Below are 17,172 nucleotides of genomic sequence, written 5' to 3'. Positions count from 1 at the left end.
CAAAGTCGGTTGAAGCGCAGGGACCAGCCAAGCACTGTCCAACAGGACGCCTGGCGCAGTCGTCGTGATGCCCCCATTGGTATCCGTCTTTCCCTGTCTCCGATCGGACGCGGTTGGAAACAGGATCGACCATGGACCAGGCACTATCTCCCAAACCCAGGCTCGTCGTCATCGGCAACGGCATGGCCGCCGGCCGCATGCTGGAGGAACTGTTCGCGCGGGCGCCCGGCCGCCATGACGTGACGGTGTTCGGCGCCGAGCCGCGCGTCAATTACAACCGGATCATGCTGTCCCCGGTGCTGGCCGGCGAAAAACAGTTCGACGACATCATCACCCATGACGATGCCTGGTACGCGACCAACAACGTCGACCTGCGCAAGGGCGAAGTCGTCGTCGCCATCGACCGAAGCGCCCGCACGGTGCGCACCCGGGCGGGCGCGGTCCAGCCTTATGACACCCTGATCATCGCCACCGGCTCGCGCCCGATCCTGATCCCGGTGCCCGGCGCGGAACTGGCCGGCGTCGTGGCGTTCCGCGATCTCGACGATGTCGACGCGATGCTCGCCGCGGCGACGCGCGGCGGCCATGCCGTGGTGATCGGCGGCGGGCTGCTTGGTCTCGAGGCGGCGGCGGGATTGGCGATTAAGGGCCTGAAGACTACCGTCGTGCATCTGATGCCGACGCTGATGGAGCGCCAGCTCGATCCCAACGCCGCTTATCTCTTGCAGAAGGCGATCGAAAAGCGCGGCATCGAGGTGCTCACCGGCGCCAACACCAGCGCCATTCTCGGCGACGGCAAGGCGGAGGCCGTACGCCTCGACGACGGCCGCATCCTGCCCGCCGACCTCATCGTCATGGCGGTGGGCATCCGCCCCAATGCGGCGCTCGCCAAGGATGCCGGGCTCGAGGTCCGGCGCGGCGTCGTGGTCGACGATTTCATGCGCACCAGCGACGACGACATCTACGCGGTCGGCGAATGCGTCGAGCACCGCGGCCAGTGCTACGGCCTGGTGGCGCCGCTGTTCGACATGGCAAGGACGCTCGCGGCCAGCCTCGCCGGCGAAAGCGTCGGCGGCTATGCCGGCTCGGCGACCTCGACCAAGCTCAAGGTGACCGGCGTCGACCTGTTCTCGGCCGGCGACTTCTCCGAGACCGACGACACCGATGAGATCGTGCTCCGCGACCCTGCCCGCGGCATCTACAAGCGCGTGGTGCTGCGCGACGATCGGGTCGTCGGCGCCGTGCTTTACGGCGATACTGCGGACGGCAGCTGGTATTTCGACCTGCTCAAGACCAATGCCGATGTCACCTCCGTGCGCGACGTGCTGATCCTCGGTCAGGCCTATCAGGGTGGCGGCGGCGCCATGGATCCAGTCGCCGCGATCGGCGCCTTGTCCATGGAGGCCGAGATCTGCGGCTGCAACGGCGTCTGCAAGGGAACGATCGTCGACGCGATCACCGCAAAGGGCCTCGCCAGCGTCGAGGATATTCGCATTCACACCAAGGCATCGGCCTCCTGCGGCCAATGCACCGGCAAGGTCGATGCCCTGCTCGCTGCGACGCTGGGCGAACGCTATTCCTCGGCCGGGCGCAAGGCGATGTGCAAATGCATCGACCTCACCCATGAGGAGGTGCGCGCCTTCATCCTCGCCAAGGAGCTCAAATCCCTGCCCGCCGTCATGCAGGAGCTCGGCTGGAAGACCTCCTGCGGCTGCCCGTCCTGCCGTCCGGCATTGAACTATTACCTGCTCTGCGCCTGGCCGGGCGAATATCGCGACGATGCCCAGTCGCGCTTCGTCAACGAGCGCGTCCACGCCAACATCCAGAAGGACGGCACCTTCTCGGTGGTGCCGCGGATGTGGGGCGGCCTGACCACGCCGGACGAGCTGCGCGCCATCGCCGACGTCGCCGACCGCTTCAAGATCCCGACGGTCAAGGTCACCGGCGGCCAGCGCATCGACCTGCTCGGCGTCCGCAAGGAGGACCTGCCAGCGGTCTGGGCCCAGCTCAACGCCGCCGGCCTCGTCTCCGGCCAGGCCTATGCCAAGGGCCTGCGCACGGTGAAGACCTGCGTCGGCAGCGAATGGTGCCGCTTCGGCACCCAGGATTCCACCGGCCTCGGCGTCAGGCTCGAACGGCTGCTGTGCGGCTCGTGGACGCCGGCGAAGGTCAAGCTCGCCGTCTCCGGCTGCCCGCGCAACTGCGCCGAGGCGACGGTGAAGGACATCGGCATCGTCTGCGTCGATTCCGGCTACGACATCCACATCGCCGGCGCAGCCGGCCTGCATGTCCGCGCCACCGATCTGCTCGGCCATGTCGACACCGAAGAGGCCGCGCTCGAACACGTCGCGGCGGTGATGCAGCTCTACCGCGAGCAGGCCGCCTATCTCGACCGTGTCTACAAGTGGGTGGAGAAGACCGGGCTCGACAACATCCGCGCCGCGATCATCGACGATCACGACGGCCGCCGCGCCCTGTTTGAACGCTTCCAGAAATCCCAGCGGGCAGTGCAGCGCGATCCCTGGGCGGAGCGCGCCGCCGGTCGCGAGCTGCACGAATTCACGCCGCTCGCCACCCTCAACCCGATCATGCCCGTCGCCGCCGAATGAGGTCCGTCATGCAGCAGCCCCGCGATTTCTGGTTCGATCTCGGCCCACTCGACTCCATTCCGGCACGCGGTGCCCGCACCGTGCGCACTCCGCGCCGTGAGATCGCGGTCTTCCGTACCGCCAGCAACGAGGTCTTTGCGCTGGAAAACCGCTGCCCGCACAAGGGCGGGCCGCTCGGCGAAGGCATCGTCCACGGCCGCAAGGTCGCCTGCCCGCTGCACAACTGGATCATCAATCTCGAGGACGGCGAGGCGACCGGCGCCGACAAGGGCTGCGCCCGCAGCTTCCCGGTCAAGCTCGAGAACGGCCGGATCTATCTCGACATGAGCGTCGCGGCCGCGCCCTGAGCGCCTCGCCGCGTTTCAGACGACAGGTAGCGGCGCACCGAAGATGTTCATGTCGACCAGCGAGAGGTCATGAGCGCATGCAGGTTTTGCGCGTCGAAATTTCTGCTCTTTGCCAGGGGAAGACGCTGCAGGCCTCGGCCAGCAGTGATCCTGCAAAGCGATAAAACGAATATTTTCCTGCCAAATAAGCCAACCCAGGGATTGAGTGGATGACGCCGGGGAATGCAACTTTCGCTATGCGGCGCTAGAATTTTGTCACGCAAACCTAGAATCGCGGAAATTATCGAGGACCCCATTTCGACGCAAATCTAAGGCGGGATTAATGACCGAGCACGACACGGTGGGATTAGCGGGTTTAAACATCAGCGCGGGCATGTAGTTCGCCGCACGCTTTGCCAGAGTGCGGCCACGCCCATCGGCGACGAATTGTCGGCAGGAGAGATTGCTATCGACCGCTCAGTCATGCGATCGATCAGATCGCCGTCGTGGCTGACGAGTAGGACAGCAATATTCCGGTCGATCACGAAATCTGCAAGCAGGTCCATGATCTTCCGTTGCGTTAACACATCGAGCTGGGATGTGGGTTCGTCCGCGAAAATGAAGGCCGGGGAACACAGCAGGGCTCTGACGAGCGAGATGCGTTGAATCTCTCCGCCTGAGACCTGATGGGGACGCCGGTCCAGAATGGTCATCGCTAGACCGACGCTCTGCAATAGGCGAGGGAGCAAACGTTTCGGATCGTTCGTGTCGTCGAGAGCATCGCAAACGGTCGCCCCAATGGTTCGCCACGGCGCGAACGCGGCGCCCGGGTTCTGATAGATTTTCTGATATCGCCGCCGCTCGGACATAAACCATGTCACGCTCCCGGCTGCCGGCGGATGGAGCTTCAGAAGCACATTTCCCAGAGTGGTCTTGCCGCAGCCGGAGGGGCCGCACAGGCCCACGATTTCTCCCGCGCGAACGGATAGCGACACGTTCGTCATCAGTGGGCGACGATCGTCGCCGACGCTTATCGTGGCACGATCCAGCTCCAGAATGGTCTTTGACGGCGCGTAGCGACGTCGGGGCCAGTGCGACGGCTCCGCATCGACCAGATTGCGCATGTACGCTGACCGCGGCTCCCGCAAGACACCAGCCGTTGCACCCGATTCAACAACGCCACCGTCCCGCAGCACCGACAGCGTACCGCCAAGCATGCGGGCAAACGAAAGATCATGGGTGACCGCAAGAATCGACCGGCCCTCCGACGCCAGCACACGCAGGGCGTCCGAGATTTCCTGTCTGCGGACGGCGTCGAGACCTTTCGTGGGTTCGTCGACGAGGATCAGTCGAGCCGGTGACGCCAGAGCCGTCGCGATGCTGGCGCGTTGCGCCATGCCTCCCGAGATTTCACAGGGCAGTTTCGATCCATCGGACACCGGCGACAGACCGAGGCGCTGCAGAAACCCTCGCGTCATAAGGCCAGCGCGCCTGCGGTCGGCTCCGTCGAACAGGCGCGGCATGTCGGCAAGCTGCCGTTCCAGGCTTCGGGTCTGGGCCAGGGCGTTCCAGGGTTCCTGCGGCAGCAGGAATAGATCTCGGGACCAGGTCGCACGACGTTGAATCCTGGTCAAGCGAGTCAATTCGAGTCCATCGAGAACGATCGAGCCGGATGCATTGAGTTCCTCCGGGAGTGTGCCCGCGATGGCCGCGCAAACAATGCTCTTGCCTGCACCGGATTCACCAAGAATGACGTGGATCGCTCCCGCCGCGAGATGCAGGTTGAAATTCACGATCAGTGCTCTGCCTTTCCGATCGGTCACGCTCAACTGATCAACAAGGAGCAAGTCGCTCAATGTGCTCATGATTTGCTCCGGTCGACCAGAAGCAGCAGGCCACTTACGCTTGCGACAATGGCCAGTGACGGCGCGATCAGCAGATGCGGAGCATCCGCGATGTAGGGGAGCGCCTCCGCGATCATGGTGCCCCATTCCGGCGCTGGCGGATTGAGACCGAGCCCCAGAAAGCCGAGGGCAGCCACTGACAGGATCGATTGTCCGAAAAGCATTGCGCCGAGAGCGGCGAGCGGATGCAAAAGCCGGCGCAGCACGAGCTTCGTCGCAATCGTAGTCCGTGGCAGCTCCACGAGAGTCGCCGCTTCGACGGCTGTGCTGCGCATCGCCGCTTCGGCGGCGAAGAGGGCCACGCGGCACGGCTCAGGCCATGAGACCAACGCGACGTTGAGTGCCATCGCCGCCGGGGTAGGCGAAAAGATGCCAGAGAGCAGGAGGATTCCAATGAACGATGGAAAAGCCTGGAAGACGTCGAGCAGCCAGCGGATCGGAGCGCGGAGGCGGGGCACAAAAGCCGCGGCCATGGCCAAGCTAGTGCCGAAGGCGAGTGCGATCATCATGGAGAGTCCGGCGATCAAGAGCGACGTGCGCGATCCGTAGGTAAGCCTTGCGGCGACGCTCCGGCCGAGATGGTCCGTGCCGAGCAGATAATCCAGCGACGGAGCTTGCAGCGCGCTGCCCAGATCTTGCTCGTTCGGCGACGACGCTATAACCGGACCGGTAACAGCCAGGGCCAGCATCGCAAAACTCAGCAGAAGGCCGACGACCTGCAGACGAGTCATGTTTGCGTCCGACGATCGAAGAGCCAGACGCTCGCCTCGCCCATTGTATTGCAGGCGACGATCAGCATCGCCATCACGATGGCGCTTGCCTGCACCACCGGCACGTCCCGCGCCAGAACCGCATCGACCAGCAACTTCCCGAGGCCAGGATAGGCGAACAACTGCTCTACCACGGCCGCCCCCTCCAGTTGAGCCGCGAGCGTTGCAAATACGAAAGCAACGATCGTCGCTGATGTCAGTGGAAGTGCGTGTTGCAACATCACGGACGCTTCGCCGAGTCCTTTCATGCGGGCGAAGGCGATACTGGGATGTTGCAATGCGTCTGCGATGCAGACCGCAGTCAAGAGAGCGATGCGCACCATCCCTCGCAGGGCGAGAGTGGCTGCCGGTAGGATGAGAAATGCGGCACCACCGAATCCGGCCGATGGCAGCACCTTCAATTTGATCGACACGATCAGGACGAGGAGCAATCCCAGCACGTAGGTCGGTGCTCCGGATGCCAATGCCCCTAGCAGTTTCGCGACAGTCAGCCCGGTCGGCGTCCGGCCCAGCCAGAGGCCCAGGGGCAACCCGAATGCGACGGACAGGGGGAGTGTCAGCGCCACCAGCAGCAGTGAACGCCGCAGCGGTGCCTCCAGCATCGACGCGACGGGTTGATGGGTGACCACAGACCGGCCCAGATCACCTCTCGCAAGCGCACAGAGCCACTGGCCGAAGCGAAAACCTGCCGGCTGATCGAGACCCAGTTCACGCTCAACGGCAGCCTCGACGTCCGGTGTGACGTTCTCCACATCGTACCTGGCGGCAGCCACCTGAAAGGCTATGTCGCCGGGCAGATACTCGACCATCATGAAGCAGAGCGACACGAGAACGCCGGTCACTCCGACCATCCTGAGCAACAGGCGAGCGACCATCCGTGAGACGAGGTCGGTCATGCCCACCGCATCCGGCTGATCCGAAAGCTGGATTCGAACGGATCACCGGTCACGTCGGTCACCGCCTTTGTATGAGCGAGCATATGTTCGTACCAGGAGTGAGGAACGATCGGAAGTTCGTCGTGCAGGATGCGCATGATGGTCTGACGTGCCCGCGCGCGAACGGTCTCGGCGGACGTGGCCTGGTAGCCGAGCATTGCCTCGTCGAGGTCGTGCGATGTCCACCCCACCGCGCCCCAGCCACGCGCCGACGATGTCGACAGAAAATCTTCCGACAACGTTGCGACCGGATCCGGCACGGCAAGATAGGACCGTATCATCAGCGCCAGCTCCAGACTGCCATTGCGCGACTTCTGCAGTATGCGCTCCGGCGTCACCATCTCGATCGACACATCGACGCCGATCTTGCGCCATTGCGCCTGCAAGACCGTTGCCAAAGGCGCCAACTCCGGCCGCATCGCATAGGTACTGAGCGTGAATGCCAACCGCAGTCCACCGCGCTGCCGCGGGCCTTCGGTTTGCTGCTCCCATCCGGCTTCCTGAAGTAGTGCCTCGGCTTTGGCCACGTTGTATTCCAGCGGCGCGATGTCGGACGGCGTCCATTCCGGCAGTATCGGGGGCATCAGCCGTGTTGCCGCGGCATCGGGGTTGCGCAGCACGATCCGCGCGGCGGTGGCGCGATCAAGTGCCAGAGACAGAGCGCGGCGAACGCGGATGTCGGCCAACCGCGCATCTGCGGCGTTGACCATCACGTAACGCACGCGCGGGCCGGGGGTCTTGACGACTCGCAGGCTTGAATTGCGCGCCAGCCGCTCGGTCGCGATCGGCGACAATACGTAAGCGATCTCCGCATCTCCAGCCTCGACCATGCGGGCGCGGGTTTCGGCGTCGGTGACAGCCGTGTAACGCAGGTTAGTGATTGAACCGAAAGCGGTCTGGTCCTTCGCAGACGACAATTCGAGGATGTCGTTATCAATCACAGCATCGACCCGATGGGCTCCGGTGCCGATCGGAACACCCAACGAGCCCGTGGCCGTGTAGGAGGACGGGGCGAGAATCAACGATGTATCGGCAGCCAGAAACGCCGGTAAGATCGCGAAAGGCTTGTCGAGGCGGATGACGACCGTGTCGTCCTCTGCGGCAATGGATGCTGTCGGCGTGCGATACAAGGCGGAGGCGGCGGTCTGCCTCAAGCGGCTGAGGGCGGACGCGACGATCTCAGCCGAGACCTTCGTTCCGTCATGAAACAGTGCGGTCGGACTGAGACGAAATCGCCAGGTCGATCCGTCCGTCGAGGTCTCGCTCTGAATCGCGAGGCCTGGTTCGAGACCGCCGAGAGGACCGACCCTGAACAATCCTTCGCCGACTTCCAGACTGCGAATGAGATGGTGAGAGGCGAGTGCGTCGCGGCCGATCAGACCCGTGGCTCCGACCACCCGAAGCGAGCGGGTACCCGCGCGCGCCGTCGAGGATGCCCACACTGTGGAAACCGCTGCGAGAAAGTGTCGCCGCGACAGCATGTCAGCAGTCATCCCGCAACCGCGACCGCGCGGTCCGCGCCGGAAGCGTGATCGACGAAGCGAGCGTCTCGACCATCATCGCGGCTTTGCGCAAGACAGAATGAAACTGTCCGAGATCCCGGTTTTCAGACGTGCCGACAAACTGGCACCCCGGAGTTGCGCTTTCCGGATCGATCCGAGTCCTTCGATCTTGAAATCGATAAAGCCGGCCTCGGCCAGCATCGATTGAAGCACGCCGGGCTTCAGGCCTCGGCTAAAAAAGATCTGTCGCATGATTGCTTCATGCGCAGCCCAATCGATTACCGGCCCCTTGGGGCCCTCCAGCTTTTCCATCCACTGCGACAGTTTTCTGCGCCAGCGCTTTACGAACGAGGTTTCCGCGAAATCGCCGTCGATGATCACGATCCGGCCCCCGGGGCGGACGACCCGGTACCAATCGCGGAAAGCGGTTATGGGGTCGATCAGTGTCCATACGAGATGCCGCATCACGATCGCATCGTGGCTTTCGTCACCTTCCCGCGTATCCTCCGCATCCCCCAGAAAAAGCGACAGGTCGGCAGCACCGGCGTGTTTCGCCTTTGCCTTTCGAAGCATCGCTTCTGTCAAGTCCAACCCGGTGACGCGAAAGCCTAGCGCCAGCAAAACCGTCGTGATCTCCCCGGTACCGAAGGCGAGCTCCAATACGTCGGACCCGGCTAGGGCGGCGACATGTCGCCCGATCAATTCGAGCCAGGCCGTCTTCTCGCCAGGTGCTTGCATGCCGTGAAAAGGCGACTGATCGAAGGTGTCGGCTCTCCGGCTCCAATACTCGCGGATTTCCTCCTTCAACGCGAAATTAGATCGGGGATGAGAAATGCCGTTTCCTCCTCGAAGACACTGGAGACGTCGCGATGCCGCAACCGTGCCGTCAGAATGTGCTCTTCAGGGTCAGCCACACCGAGCGGGGCTGACCGGGATAGATGTTGGTCGCGGAGCGAACCTGTTCGTAATAGACGCGGTTCGTGATGTTGTAGATATTGAGCGATATTTTCGTGGTGCTGTTGATGCTGTAGTAGGCGAGCGCGTCGAACTTCGTGTAACCGGGAACGGTGAATGTGCCGCCGGTGGTGTCGCCGGCACGAGATCCGACCACCGACACGCCTCCGCCGAGACCAAGTCCGCTGAACGGTCCCGAGCGCCACTCGTATACGGCCATCATCGATCCACTGTTCAGTGGAACGTTCGGGAATCGCGCGCCGGCGGGAATCGTGATGTCCTTGGTGACTCGGGCGTCCGTATAGGCATAGCCGCCGATCACCCGTAGTTCGCGTGTGAGGTTTCCGACCACGTTGACGTCGAATCCGGTGCTCGTGACCTGTCCCGCAGTCGTATTGAATCCCGGGTTGGCAGGGTCAGCGGTCAGAACATTTTCCTTGACGATCTTGAATGCCGCAGCCGTCACACTAAGCGTGTTGTTGAGCAGCTCCCACTTGGCACCGGCCTCGTAGCCTATTCCGGTTTCCGGCGCGAATGCTTGCCCCGTCGATGTTCCAGTGAAGCCGGTGTCGGAGTCTAAGTTTGGTCGGAAGGATTTCGCGACATCGGCAAAAAGGGTGAAGTTCGGGATGATCTCGTAGGTCACCCCGGCCTTTGGAATGACCGGATCAGGATTCTGTGTGATGCGCTGGCCGGTGATCAACTGCCGCGCATCCTGATTGTAGTTGTCGTAGCGCAATCCAACGAGCGTCTTGATCTGGGGGGTCCATTCTGTCTGCAGCGATCCGTAGAGTCCGTAGGTGTCGACGCGATCGGTGAAAAGCGAATAGATGCTGACGGGGGCCTTCACCTGACCATAGACGGGATTGAAGGCATTGATGCTGTAGGGGCTCGTCGTATTGTCGGACCGCCGATAATCTTCGCGAGCGGTGTAGTGCTCGTACTCAACTCCCGCCAAAAGCGTATTCTTGAGGCCGCCGATGCCAAAATGGCCGACCGTTTCAAATTGAGAATTGGAGGACGCCCAATTGTAGTCTCGGAAGGTGTTGCGGCGAGTGAGGGTGCCGGCTGCATTGACCGAAACGGGCTCGGCCGTCCAACCGTACAGGCTCCCTTCCTTGTACTGGGTAGCAAATCTGACGAGCCAATCCTTGTTGATATCGTGTTCGACGCGCGCGGTCGCCAAAGCATACTGATTGCGGATAGGTCCGTCGTTAGGCTCGCCGAGGAAGCGGGATATCGGCAGGGAGCCCACATTCTTGTTGATCGCGACCAAACCGCGATCGAACGGCCGATCGTCCTTCAGGTATTCGGCCTCAAACGTCACGCGCCAATCCGCGGATGGCGTGTACGAGATCACCGGCGCGACAAATACCCGCTCGCTATGATTGAAATCACGGAAGCTATCGCGCTGATCGACCGCAACGTTGACGCGGCCAAGCCAAGCCTTGTCCTGAGACAGTACCTGGTTCGCGTCAATGGTTGCGCGACGCACACCGTAGGATCCGACCGTGCCCGTCGCTGTCACGACATTGCGGTCAAGCGGCTGCTTGGTGATCACGTTGTAGAAGCCGCTTGGATCGCTTCGTCCATAAAGCGCGCCGGATGGCCCCATCATGACTTCCACGCGTTCGACATTGGCGGCGTCATCCGGCTCATAACGGCGGACGGCGGAGATGCCGTTCTTGGCCGCATTACGGGTCGGGAACCCGCGGATGTTGAATTCGTAATTGTTCAATCCACCGAAATTGTTGCCTCGGGTCACGCCGCCCACGACATCGAGCGCTCCAGCGACGGTCGTCGCGTTTCGATCTTCAAGGACCTGTCTGGGGACGACCACGATTTCCTGTGGGATATCCTTGAGCAGAGCATCCGTTTTCGTGCCGCTGGTGGTGCGGGTGGCGCGGTAGCCGTCGACCGGGCCATTACCACGCTCCGCGATTGCAGGGCGTGCATCCGAGGCGGCTGGATTGGGTTCTTCGGGTGACGCGTTTGGTCGTCGCGCGCGTGACGAGCGGCGTTGGGCCTCTCGCACTGGTCGAACTGCGCGTTTCGGCTGGGCCCTCTGACGGACGACGGGCGCATCAACTGTCACAGATGGGAGAACGGTTTGCGCTGCTGCGTCGTCTGCACAGCAAGTGCAGACAGCTGCAAAGCAGACAGAGGCCATTGTGGCTGAACGCTGCATTCGCCCAGGCTGAGGCTGCGGTAACGACAAAGACCGAGCCGCAGCCGACGGCAGATTTGTGAAATGCAAGCGTCCGAATCCAGAGAATGCGGTGCGCCCGACGCCCCCCCCTACAATCCCGTTCAACGACCTCTCCTTATTTGCGAGTATGACATTGTTAACAAGAGATCGTACCGTTAAGCAAGGTCGCGATAACCCCCAACGCACGCTGGCTTTGTGATTGCGGATCGGCGTCTCACTCTTGATGACGTTCGAGCGCCGGCTCGCGCTGGTTTCACAAGGAGTCAACAAGGGTTGTGTCCCATCTGGTGGCGTGGCTGGAGCGAAGCCGCTCGCCCAATAGCGCCGTAGCGAGCGAGCGGCTTTGCGGGTGGTCACCGATAATTCGTCGGTAAGGTTCGTGTTGTGACACCAACCTGATTCGAGGAACCACCAATGACCGACGACATGATGAACCTGCGCACGCTTGTGGATAGGATCCCAGACGCTGATCTTTTGCGCGAGATGATCGGCTTTGCCGCCCACCGGCTCATGGAGCTGGAGGTCGAGGGACTGACGGGAGCTGCTTACGGCGAGAAGAGCCAGGGGCGCCTAGCTCAGCGCAACGGCCATCGCGACCGGAACTAGGAGACCCGCGCCGGCACGGTCGAGCTGCGCATTCCCAAGCTGCGCAAAGGCTTCTACTTCCCCGGCTTTCTGGCACCACGGCGGATGGCCGAGAAGGCACTCACGGCGGTGGTGCAGAAGGCCTACGTCCAGGGCGTATCCACCCGCTCGGTCGACGATCTGGTGCAGGCGACAGCGGCATCTCCAAGAGCCAGGTGTCGCGGTTGTGCGGTGAGATCGACGACAAGGTGAAGGCCTTCCTCACCCGTCCGATCGAAGGCGATTGGCCCTACCTGTGGATCGACGCCACCTACGTGAAGGTGCGCCAGAACGGGCGTATCGTCTCGGTCGCGGTGATCATCGCGGTGGGCGTCAATAGCGACGGCCGGCGCGAGGTACTCGGCATGGACATCGGCCCGTCAGAGGCCGAGACGTTCTGGACCGCATTCCTGCGCAAGCTGGCGCGGCGCGGATTACGCGGCGTCAAGCTGGTGGTCTCCGACGCCCATGAGGGGATCAAGGCCACGGTCGGCAAGGTCTTGAATGCCAGCTGGCAGCGCTGCCGTGTCCACTTCATGCGCAACGCCCTTGCGCACGCTGGCAAGGGCGGCCGGCGCATCGTCTCTGCGTTCATCGCCACTGCGTTTGCCCAGGACGACGCCGAAGCAGCCCGGGTGCAATGGCGGCGCGTCGCCGATCAACTGCGGCCCAAGCTGCCAAAGCTTGCGGCGTTCCTTGATGAGGCGGAGACCGACGTACTCGCCTATATGAGCTTCCCGGCCACACACCGCACCAAGTTGCACTCGACCAACCGGCTCGAGCGCGTCAACGGCGAAATCAAACGCAGAACCGAGGTGGTCGGCATCTTTCCCAACGAGGACGCGATCACACGCCTGGTGGCGCGATCCTGCTCGAGCAGAACGATGAGTGGGCGGTCCAGCGCGGCCGTTACATGACACTGGAAACCATCGCCCCGTTGGGCGATGATCCTGCCGTCAGCTTCCCGGCAATCGCCAGCTGACCGATCCGGCCCACGCCGGCGAACGTGGTGATCCGCACTCAGCTACACCACGCCAGGGGACACGATCCAAGTTTTTTGGTTCGTCGTCATGGCCCCACCCGCCAGACTCTCGTCGATGGCTGCCTTTCCTGCAGGCCATTGCCGCTCCTTGCGCCCGGAGCGCGAAGACAGGAACTATAATGCTGCTCAAATTCTGATTGTGCGGGGCCGATCCTTGGCAGTTCTCGGTCTCGTGCGGGGCGCACACCAATGCTAGGGATTCCCGCAACAGCAACAGGTGGGGCGGGACTTAGCATCACGATGGTCAATGCATCCTCGTTTCTGACGGCCGTGCGGCAGCGCCTGGCCGAACTGAAAGCCACGGACCGAAACGATCGCGACATCTCCGAAATGCGTGCGCTCTCCGAGCTGATCAGCGTCATCGATGACCGCGACCTGATCCTGTGGGAGCATAAGGGTATTCGACTGCTGGAAAACGCGGTCGCGGCCTATCGGCCGAAGGAAGCGAGGCCGCCCGCTGCGGTGCGGCTGGCGGAGAGCCGGGACACGACAGCGATCCCATGCGCCAAAGCCGTTCTGCAGCCAAGCCGCCGCCGGCCCAAGCGGCCGAGCACGCATTAGCCTGCTGCCGCAGCCAAGTCTGATTCTGGCTTGCCGCCCGCGCCGTCAGCCATTGATCCCGCCGAGCCAGGTTTTGAGAAACCGGACCGCCTGCGATGCCAGCATCGTCGCCAGCGACTGGCTCTCCGCCCGCAGCGCCAAGACGTCGACGCGGTTCCGCGACAATTCCAACGCATCGATCAGATCATTCACCGCGCACTGCGGCTGCTGGACGTCGAGCTCGGTCTTATCGGCGATGAATGGCAGGGGCAACGACAACGCTGATGAGGTTGCCAGAGTGCGGTCTTGCGCATCCGGCCTGTGCCGCCATATAGATCCGCCAGATTGGCCTTCTGCGGTCGAGCGCGGCGAGGTTGCGTCATGGTCCAAGCCCGAGAGATGGTTGTCTATCTGCTCCAGCTGGCCGCCTGGACAGCGTTGATGGCAGCCCTGGTCATGGTTCCGACCGGCAGTCTCGATTATCCTGCAGGCTGGATCATGATTGCGATCTTCGCCGCCAGCGGCGGCGCCATGATCCTCTGGCTGTCGAAAAGCAGTCCGGCCCTGCTGCGCGAGCGGATGGCGTCGCCGCTCCAGCGCGAACAGAAGCCGTGGGACCGGGTCTGGCTCGGCCTCTTCATGCTCGCGTTCTGCGGCTGGCTGGCCTTGATGGGGTGGGACGCCGCGCGCACCGGCTTTCATGCGGTGCCGCTCTGGCTGCAGGTTGTCGGCGTCGTCTTCATCGCGATCAATGGCTATGGAACGTGGCTGACCTTCCGCGTCAATGCCTATGCCGCGCCAGTGGTGAAGATCCAGCAAGGCCAGAGGCCAATCGACACCGGCCCCTACGCGGTCGTCCGGCATCCGATGTATGCCAGCGCCGTGTTTCTATTCCTCGGCATTCCGCTGCTGCTCGGCTCCTGGCTCGGTCTCGCTCTCGCGCTCGCGCTCATCGTGGCGATCGCCTGGCGCGCGACCAGGGAGGAGCAGACCCTGCGCGCTGAACTTAAGGGCTATACGGCCTATGCCGCGCGCGTGCGCTATCGTCTCATCCCCGGCCTATGGTGAAGCGCCGGGCCTGAGGCAAGAGGTGAAGCGGGTGTCACGCTTACCGGAGCCTGCAGCGACGGCTCGTCGGCCGGATAAGCCAGCGCGCCTGAAGGCTGCACCCGCGCCGCGGCATTCATTTGCGCCGGATCGACGTGCCGGGGCCCGAGGATGTGAAAGACGGTTTCGCCCGCCGCCAGCAGATAGTCGGCGATGATCCGCCGGTGACAGCGCCACCACAGCGTTTCCGCGCACATGATGGCGCAACTGCGCTCGCGGCCCAGTTCCCTCAGATGCAGAAGGCCGGCGCGGAAGGCTCCGCTCATGGCGTAGTCGGCATAATTGTGGAAGCTCGCGTTCTGCCAGTACGCGTTGGTCTGCGGCGGCACATCCCGCGACCGGCCGCGCAGCCCTCCGAGCGCCGGGATATGCTCATAGCCGATGCCGGCGGCACAAAGCGCCTGCGGCAACACCGTCGCGTCATATTGCGGATTGGTGCGCGAGCGCGGCACGGTCCGGACGTCGGCGACCAGCGTCACGGCCGACGATTGCAGCAATCCGACGAACTCATTGATCGGACGCCTCGCGTGACCGATGGTGTAGAATGGCAAGGCCATGCGCAGATCCGGTCCGGGCCGCCTCCATGTCAGGATGCCGATTGCGCTTTCCGGCGCAGATGCCGCAGCGCCCGAGCCTTGTGCAGGGCGAGGTGGTCGGTCCTGTCGCTCTTGATCTCGTAGTTCGGATCATCCGCACTGGCGTGATGAACATAGCCGCCGCGGACCACGTCACGGGTGTGCACCCGCACGATTCGGCCGCTGATCCGGCCGGCCTCCGAATTCCAGCCGACATGATCGCCGACCTTGAATGGTCTGGACTTGGACGGCGTGGATCCGGATGGCCGGGATCCAGATGACTTGAATTCCGGAGAGTTGGATTTGGCAGCTGAGGTCTTCGGCGTCCTCCTTGCCGGCGATCTGTCGCCCGATGACTTGCTCGCGGATGACTTCTTCGTCGACGACTTGCTGGTGGATGCCCTGATCCTGGACGATTTGCGCATATCGCATCTCCCGGAGGTCGACGCGCCGAATTTGATCGAGACCCTGGACGATATGGGATCACGGCCAGCCTCCCGCCAGTGATCGTTCCGCCTCGTAAACGGTGGCCTCAGCCGTCGCCCGGGGGCGGCGAGGGTCCAATGGCGGGCGGGCCGGATGATTCCGGCGGCGCATTCTCTTCGATGGTTCCCAGGAAAGGAAAGCGGGCGAGGAGTTCTCCCCGAAACTGCATCCTTGCCCCGGCATCCATCTTGGACGGCAGCGCGACATCCGCAACCAGCCTGGCCGGCTGGCCGAACAGGATCAAAATGCGATCCGCGATCGGGAGCACATGATCGAGATCGTGGGTCGCGAGCAGCACCGTCGTTCCCATGTCGTCCGCCCGATGCCTGATCACCGCGGCAAGACCGCCGGCCGCCTGCCGGTCGAGCGATGCGAACGGCTCGTCGAGGATCAGCACGCCTGGCGACACCGCCAGCGCCCGCGCGAAGGCGACGCGCCTCGCCATGCCGAGCGAGAGCTGGCGGGGAAGGCTCTTGCCCGAAGCGGCGACCCCGACCTCTTCGAGAATGGCCGGGATGTCCGGCTCCGGCACGCCATCGGTGACGACGAGGCGGAGGTTGTCATTGACCGTCAGCCACGGCGCCAGGTTCGGCTCCTGAAACATCACGCCGAGCCGCCGGGAGGGACGCAGTATGCGCCCCGCGAAATCGGCATCGAGCCCCGTCACGATGCGCAGCGTGGTGGTCTTGCCCGTGCCGGATGGACCGAACAGGGCCAGAACCGAGCCCGGCGACGCGGAGAAGGCGATGTCGCGCAGAACCTTCCGCCCCTGGCCGGTATTGGCACGGTAGGTCTTCGTCTCGATCCGGACCTCAAGGACGTCGCCAGGCATTGGCCCGCTGCTCCCATGGCTGCAGAAGGGTCGTTTCCACGATCAGCATGATCGCGGCGAAGGCAAGACCGTAGGCCAGCACCCCGGCGACGTTGAAGCTCTGAAAGAACAGGTTCATCTCGAAGCCGACGCCGTTGGGTCGCCCGAGCAGTTCCACGATCAGGACGATCTTCCAGGTAATCGATAGTCCGCTGCGGCCTGCGGCCGCCATATATGGCGAGAGCTGCGGCAGGACGATCCTGCGCATCCGGCGCAGCAGGGGAAGATGAAAGACCGCCGCAACATCCTCCAGACCTCGGTCGAGGGCCCGCGTCCCCTCGCGGATCGTCACGATCACCGTCGGCGTCTTGGCGATGATCACCGCCAGCACCGCGGCGGTTTCGTTCAGACCGATCCAGATGTAGACGAGAATGATGACCAGAAGGACCGGCATGTTCAGGCTGATGATCAGCCAGGGATTGATATAGGCGTTGCCGCGCACCGAGCGCCCGGCGAGGTAGCCGATCGTGCTGCCGACGATCATCGACAGCGAGAAGGCAATCGAGACGCGCAACAGCGTGATGCCGATGTTGGAGAGCATCGCGCCGCTCGCCAGCTCCCGCCATGTGACGATCAGCACGTCCGCGGGCGAGGGCAGCAACTGGGGCGACCCGGCCAGGACAGCGCCGAGCCACCACAAGGCGATGAAGGCGGCCAGCGACAGAGTGCTGCGGAGCGCCGCTGCACGTCGGGCTCGACTGCTGTTGGGCTCCATCCG

General features: G+C 63.3%; 15 protein-coding genes and 2 pseudogenes. 6 read left to right on the top strand and 11 right to left on the bottom strand.

Going from position 1 to position 17,172, the window contains the following annotated elements; translation table 11 throughout:
* Positions 1–131 precede the first annotated feature (131 nt).
* Both nirB and nirD read left to right on the top strand, forming a co-directional pair.
* Positions 132–2,609 carry a nitrite reductase large subunit NirB gene (nirB, locus tag DB459_RS13740; RefSeq protein WP_253713392.1) on the top strand — a complete coding sequence of 826 codons (2,478 nt, stop codon included), beginning with the start codon at positions 132–134 and terminating at the stop codon, positions 2,607–2,609.
* Between the two features lie 8 nt (positions 2,610–2,617).
* Positions 2,618–2,956 carry a nitrite reductase small subunit NirD gene (gene nirD / locus DB459_RS13735; protein WP_253713391.1) on the top strand — a complete coding sequence of 113 codons (339 nt, stop codon included), beginning with the start codon at positions 2,618–2,620 and terminating at the stop codon, positions 2,954–2,956.
* 362 nt (positions 2,957–3,318) lie between these two features.
* Here the strand turns inward: nirD and DB459_RS13730 are convergent, their stop codons facing one another.
* The 6 genes from DB459_RS13730 to DB459_RS13705 form a co-directional block, all read right to left on the bottom strand.
* Positions 3,319–4,800 carry an ABC transporter ATP-binding protein gene (locus DB459_RS13730; protein ID WP_253713390.1) on the bottom strand — a complete coding sequence of 494 codons (1,482 nt, stop codon included), beginning with the start codon at positions 4,798–4,800 and terminating at the stop codon, positions 3,319–3,321.
* On the bottom strand, positions 4,797–5,570 hold the full coding sequence (locus DB459_RS13725; RefSeq protein WP_253713389.1) for an ABC transporter permease: 774 nt from the start codon (positions 5,568–5,570) through the stop codon (positions 4,797–4,799). The genes DB459_RS13730 and DB459_RS13725 overlap by 4 nt, the downstream gene beginning before the upstream one ends.
* A complete protein-coding gene (locus tag DB459_RS13720) occupies positions 5,567–6,505 on the bottom strand; it encodes an ABC transporter permease (RefSeq protein ID WP_253713388.1) in 939 nt (312 codons plus the stop codon). Before DB459_RS13720 ends, DB459_RS13725 begins: the two co-directional genes overlap by 4 nt.
* Positions 6,502–8,037 (bottom strand): ABC transporter substrate-binding protein, encoded by a 1,536-nt coding sequence (locus DB459_RS13715; RefSeq protein WP_253713387.1) that lies wholly within the window; start codon positions 8,035–8,037, stop codon positions 6,502–6,504. The genes DB459_RS13720 and DB459_RS13715 overlap by 4 nt, the downstream gene beginning before the upstream one ends.
* Positions 8,038–8,100: 63 nt before the next feature.
* Entirely contained in the window at positions 8,101–8,853 is a 753-nt protein-coding gene (locus tag DB459_RS13710) for a class I SAM-dependent methyltransferase (protein ID WP_253713386.1), read from the bottom strand.
* A 79-nt stretch (positions 8,854–8,932) separates the two neighbouring features.
* Complete coding sequence (locus DB459_RS13705; protein WP_253713385.1) at positions 8,933–11,035, bottom strand: TonB-dependent siderophore receptor; 2,103 nt, start codon at positions 11,033–11,035, stop codon at positions 8,933–8,935.
* A gap of 588 nt (positions 11,036–11,623) precedes the next feature.
* On the opposite strand from DB459_RS13705, the pseudogene DB459_RS13700 reads away from it, so the two are divergent.
* Together DB459_RS13700 and DB459_RS13695 are read left to right on the top strand one after the other, a co-directional pair.
* A pseudogene (locus DB459_RS13700) lies at positions 11,624–12,815 on the top strand (IS256 family transposase).
* Positions 12,816–13,115: 300 nt separating this feature from the next.
* A complete protein-coding gene (locus tag DB459_RS13695) occupies positions 13,116–13,436 on the top strand; it encodes a hypothetical protein (RefSeq protein WP_253713384.1) in 321 nt (106 codons plus the stop codon).
* A 45-nt stretch (positions 13,437–13,481) separates the two neighbouring features.
* Here DB459_RS13695 and DB459_RS13690 read toward each other — a convergent pair whose 3' ends face one another.
* The gene (locus DB459_RS13690; protein ID WP_253713383.1) at positions 13,482–13,688 is read right to left on the bottom strand and encodes a hypothetical protein; all 207 of its coding nucleotides are present in this window, start codon (positions 13,686–13,688) and stop codon (positions 13,482–13,484) included.
* 108 nt (positions 13,689–13,796) lie between these two features.
* Here DB459_RS13690 and DB459_RS13685 point away from each other — a divergent pair, with 108 nt between their 5' ends.
* Positions 13,797–14,483, top strand: a complete 687-nt coding sequence (locus tag DB459_RS13685) for an isoprenylcysteine carboxylmethyltransferase family protein (RefSeq protein ID WP_253713382.1) — start codon at positions 13,797–13,799, stop codon at positions 14,481–14,483.
* On the opposite strand, the gene DB459_RS13680 is transcribed toward DB459_RS13685, so the two are convergent.
* A complete protein-coding gene (locus DB459_RS13680; RefSeq protein ID WP_253713381.1) occupies positions 14,456–15,079 on the bottom strand; it encodes a DUF488 family protein in 624 nt (207 codons plus the stop codon). The genes DB459_RS13685 and DB459_RS13680 overlap by 28 nt on opposite strands.
* A 29-nt stretch (positions 15,080–15,108) precedes the next feature.
* Positions 15,109–15,339 (bottom strand): annotated as a pseudogene (locus DB459_RS13675) (DUF2945 domain-containing protein); the annotation flags it as partial.
* On the opposite strand from DB459_RS13675, the gene DB459_RS13670 reads away from it, so the two are divergent.
* Positions 15,326–15,604 carry a hypothetical protein gene (locus DB459_RS13670; protein ID WP_253713765.1) on the top strand — a complete coding sequence of 93 codons (279 nt, stop codon included), beginning with the start codon at positions 15,326–15,328 and terminating at the stop codon, positions 15,602–15,604. The pseudogene DB459_RS13675 and the gene DB459_RS13670 overlap by 14 nt on opposite strands.
* 25 nt (positions 15,605–15,629) lie before the next feature.
* Here DB459_RS13670 and DB459_RS13665 read toward each other — a convergent pair whose 3' ends face one another.
* Positions 15,630–16,415, bottom strand: coding sequence for an ABC transporter ATP-binding protein (locus tag DB459_RS13665; protein WP_253713380.1), 786 nt, complete (start codon positions 16,413–16,415; stop codon positions 15,630–15,632).
* Complete coding sequence (locus DB459_RS13660) at positions 16,396–17,169, bottom strand: ABC transporter permease (RefSeq protein WP_253713379.1); 774 nt, start codon at positions 17,167–17,169, stop codon at positions 16,396–16,398. Before DB459_RS13660 ends, DB459_RS13665 begins: the two co-directional genes overlap by 20 nt.
* Positions 17,170–17,172: the final 3 nt, after the last annotated feature.

The sequence above is a fragment of the Bradyrhizobium sp. WD16 genome (assembly GCF_024181725.1).
Classification (GTDB): Bacteria; Pseudomonadota; Alphaproteobacteria; order Rhizobiales; family Xanthobacteraceae; genus Bradyrhizobium_A.
Note: the sequence above shows the minus strand (reverse complement) of the source record. Positions and strands in the feature narration are given on the sequence as shown.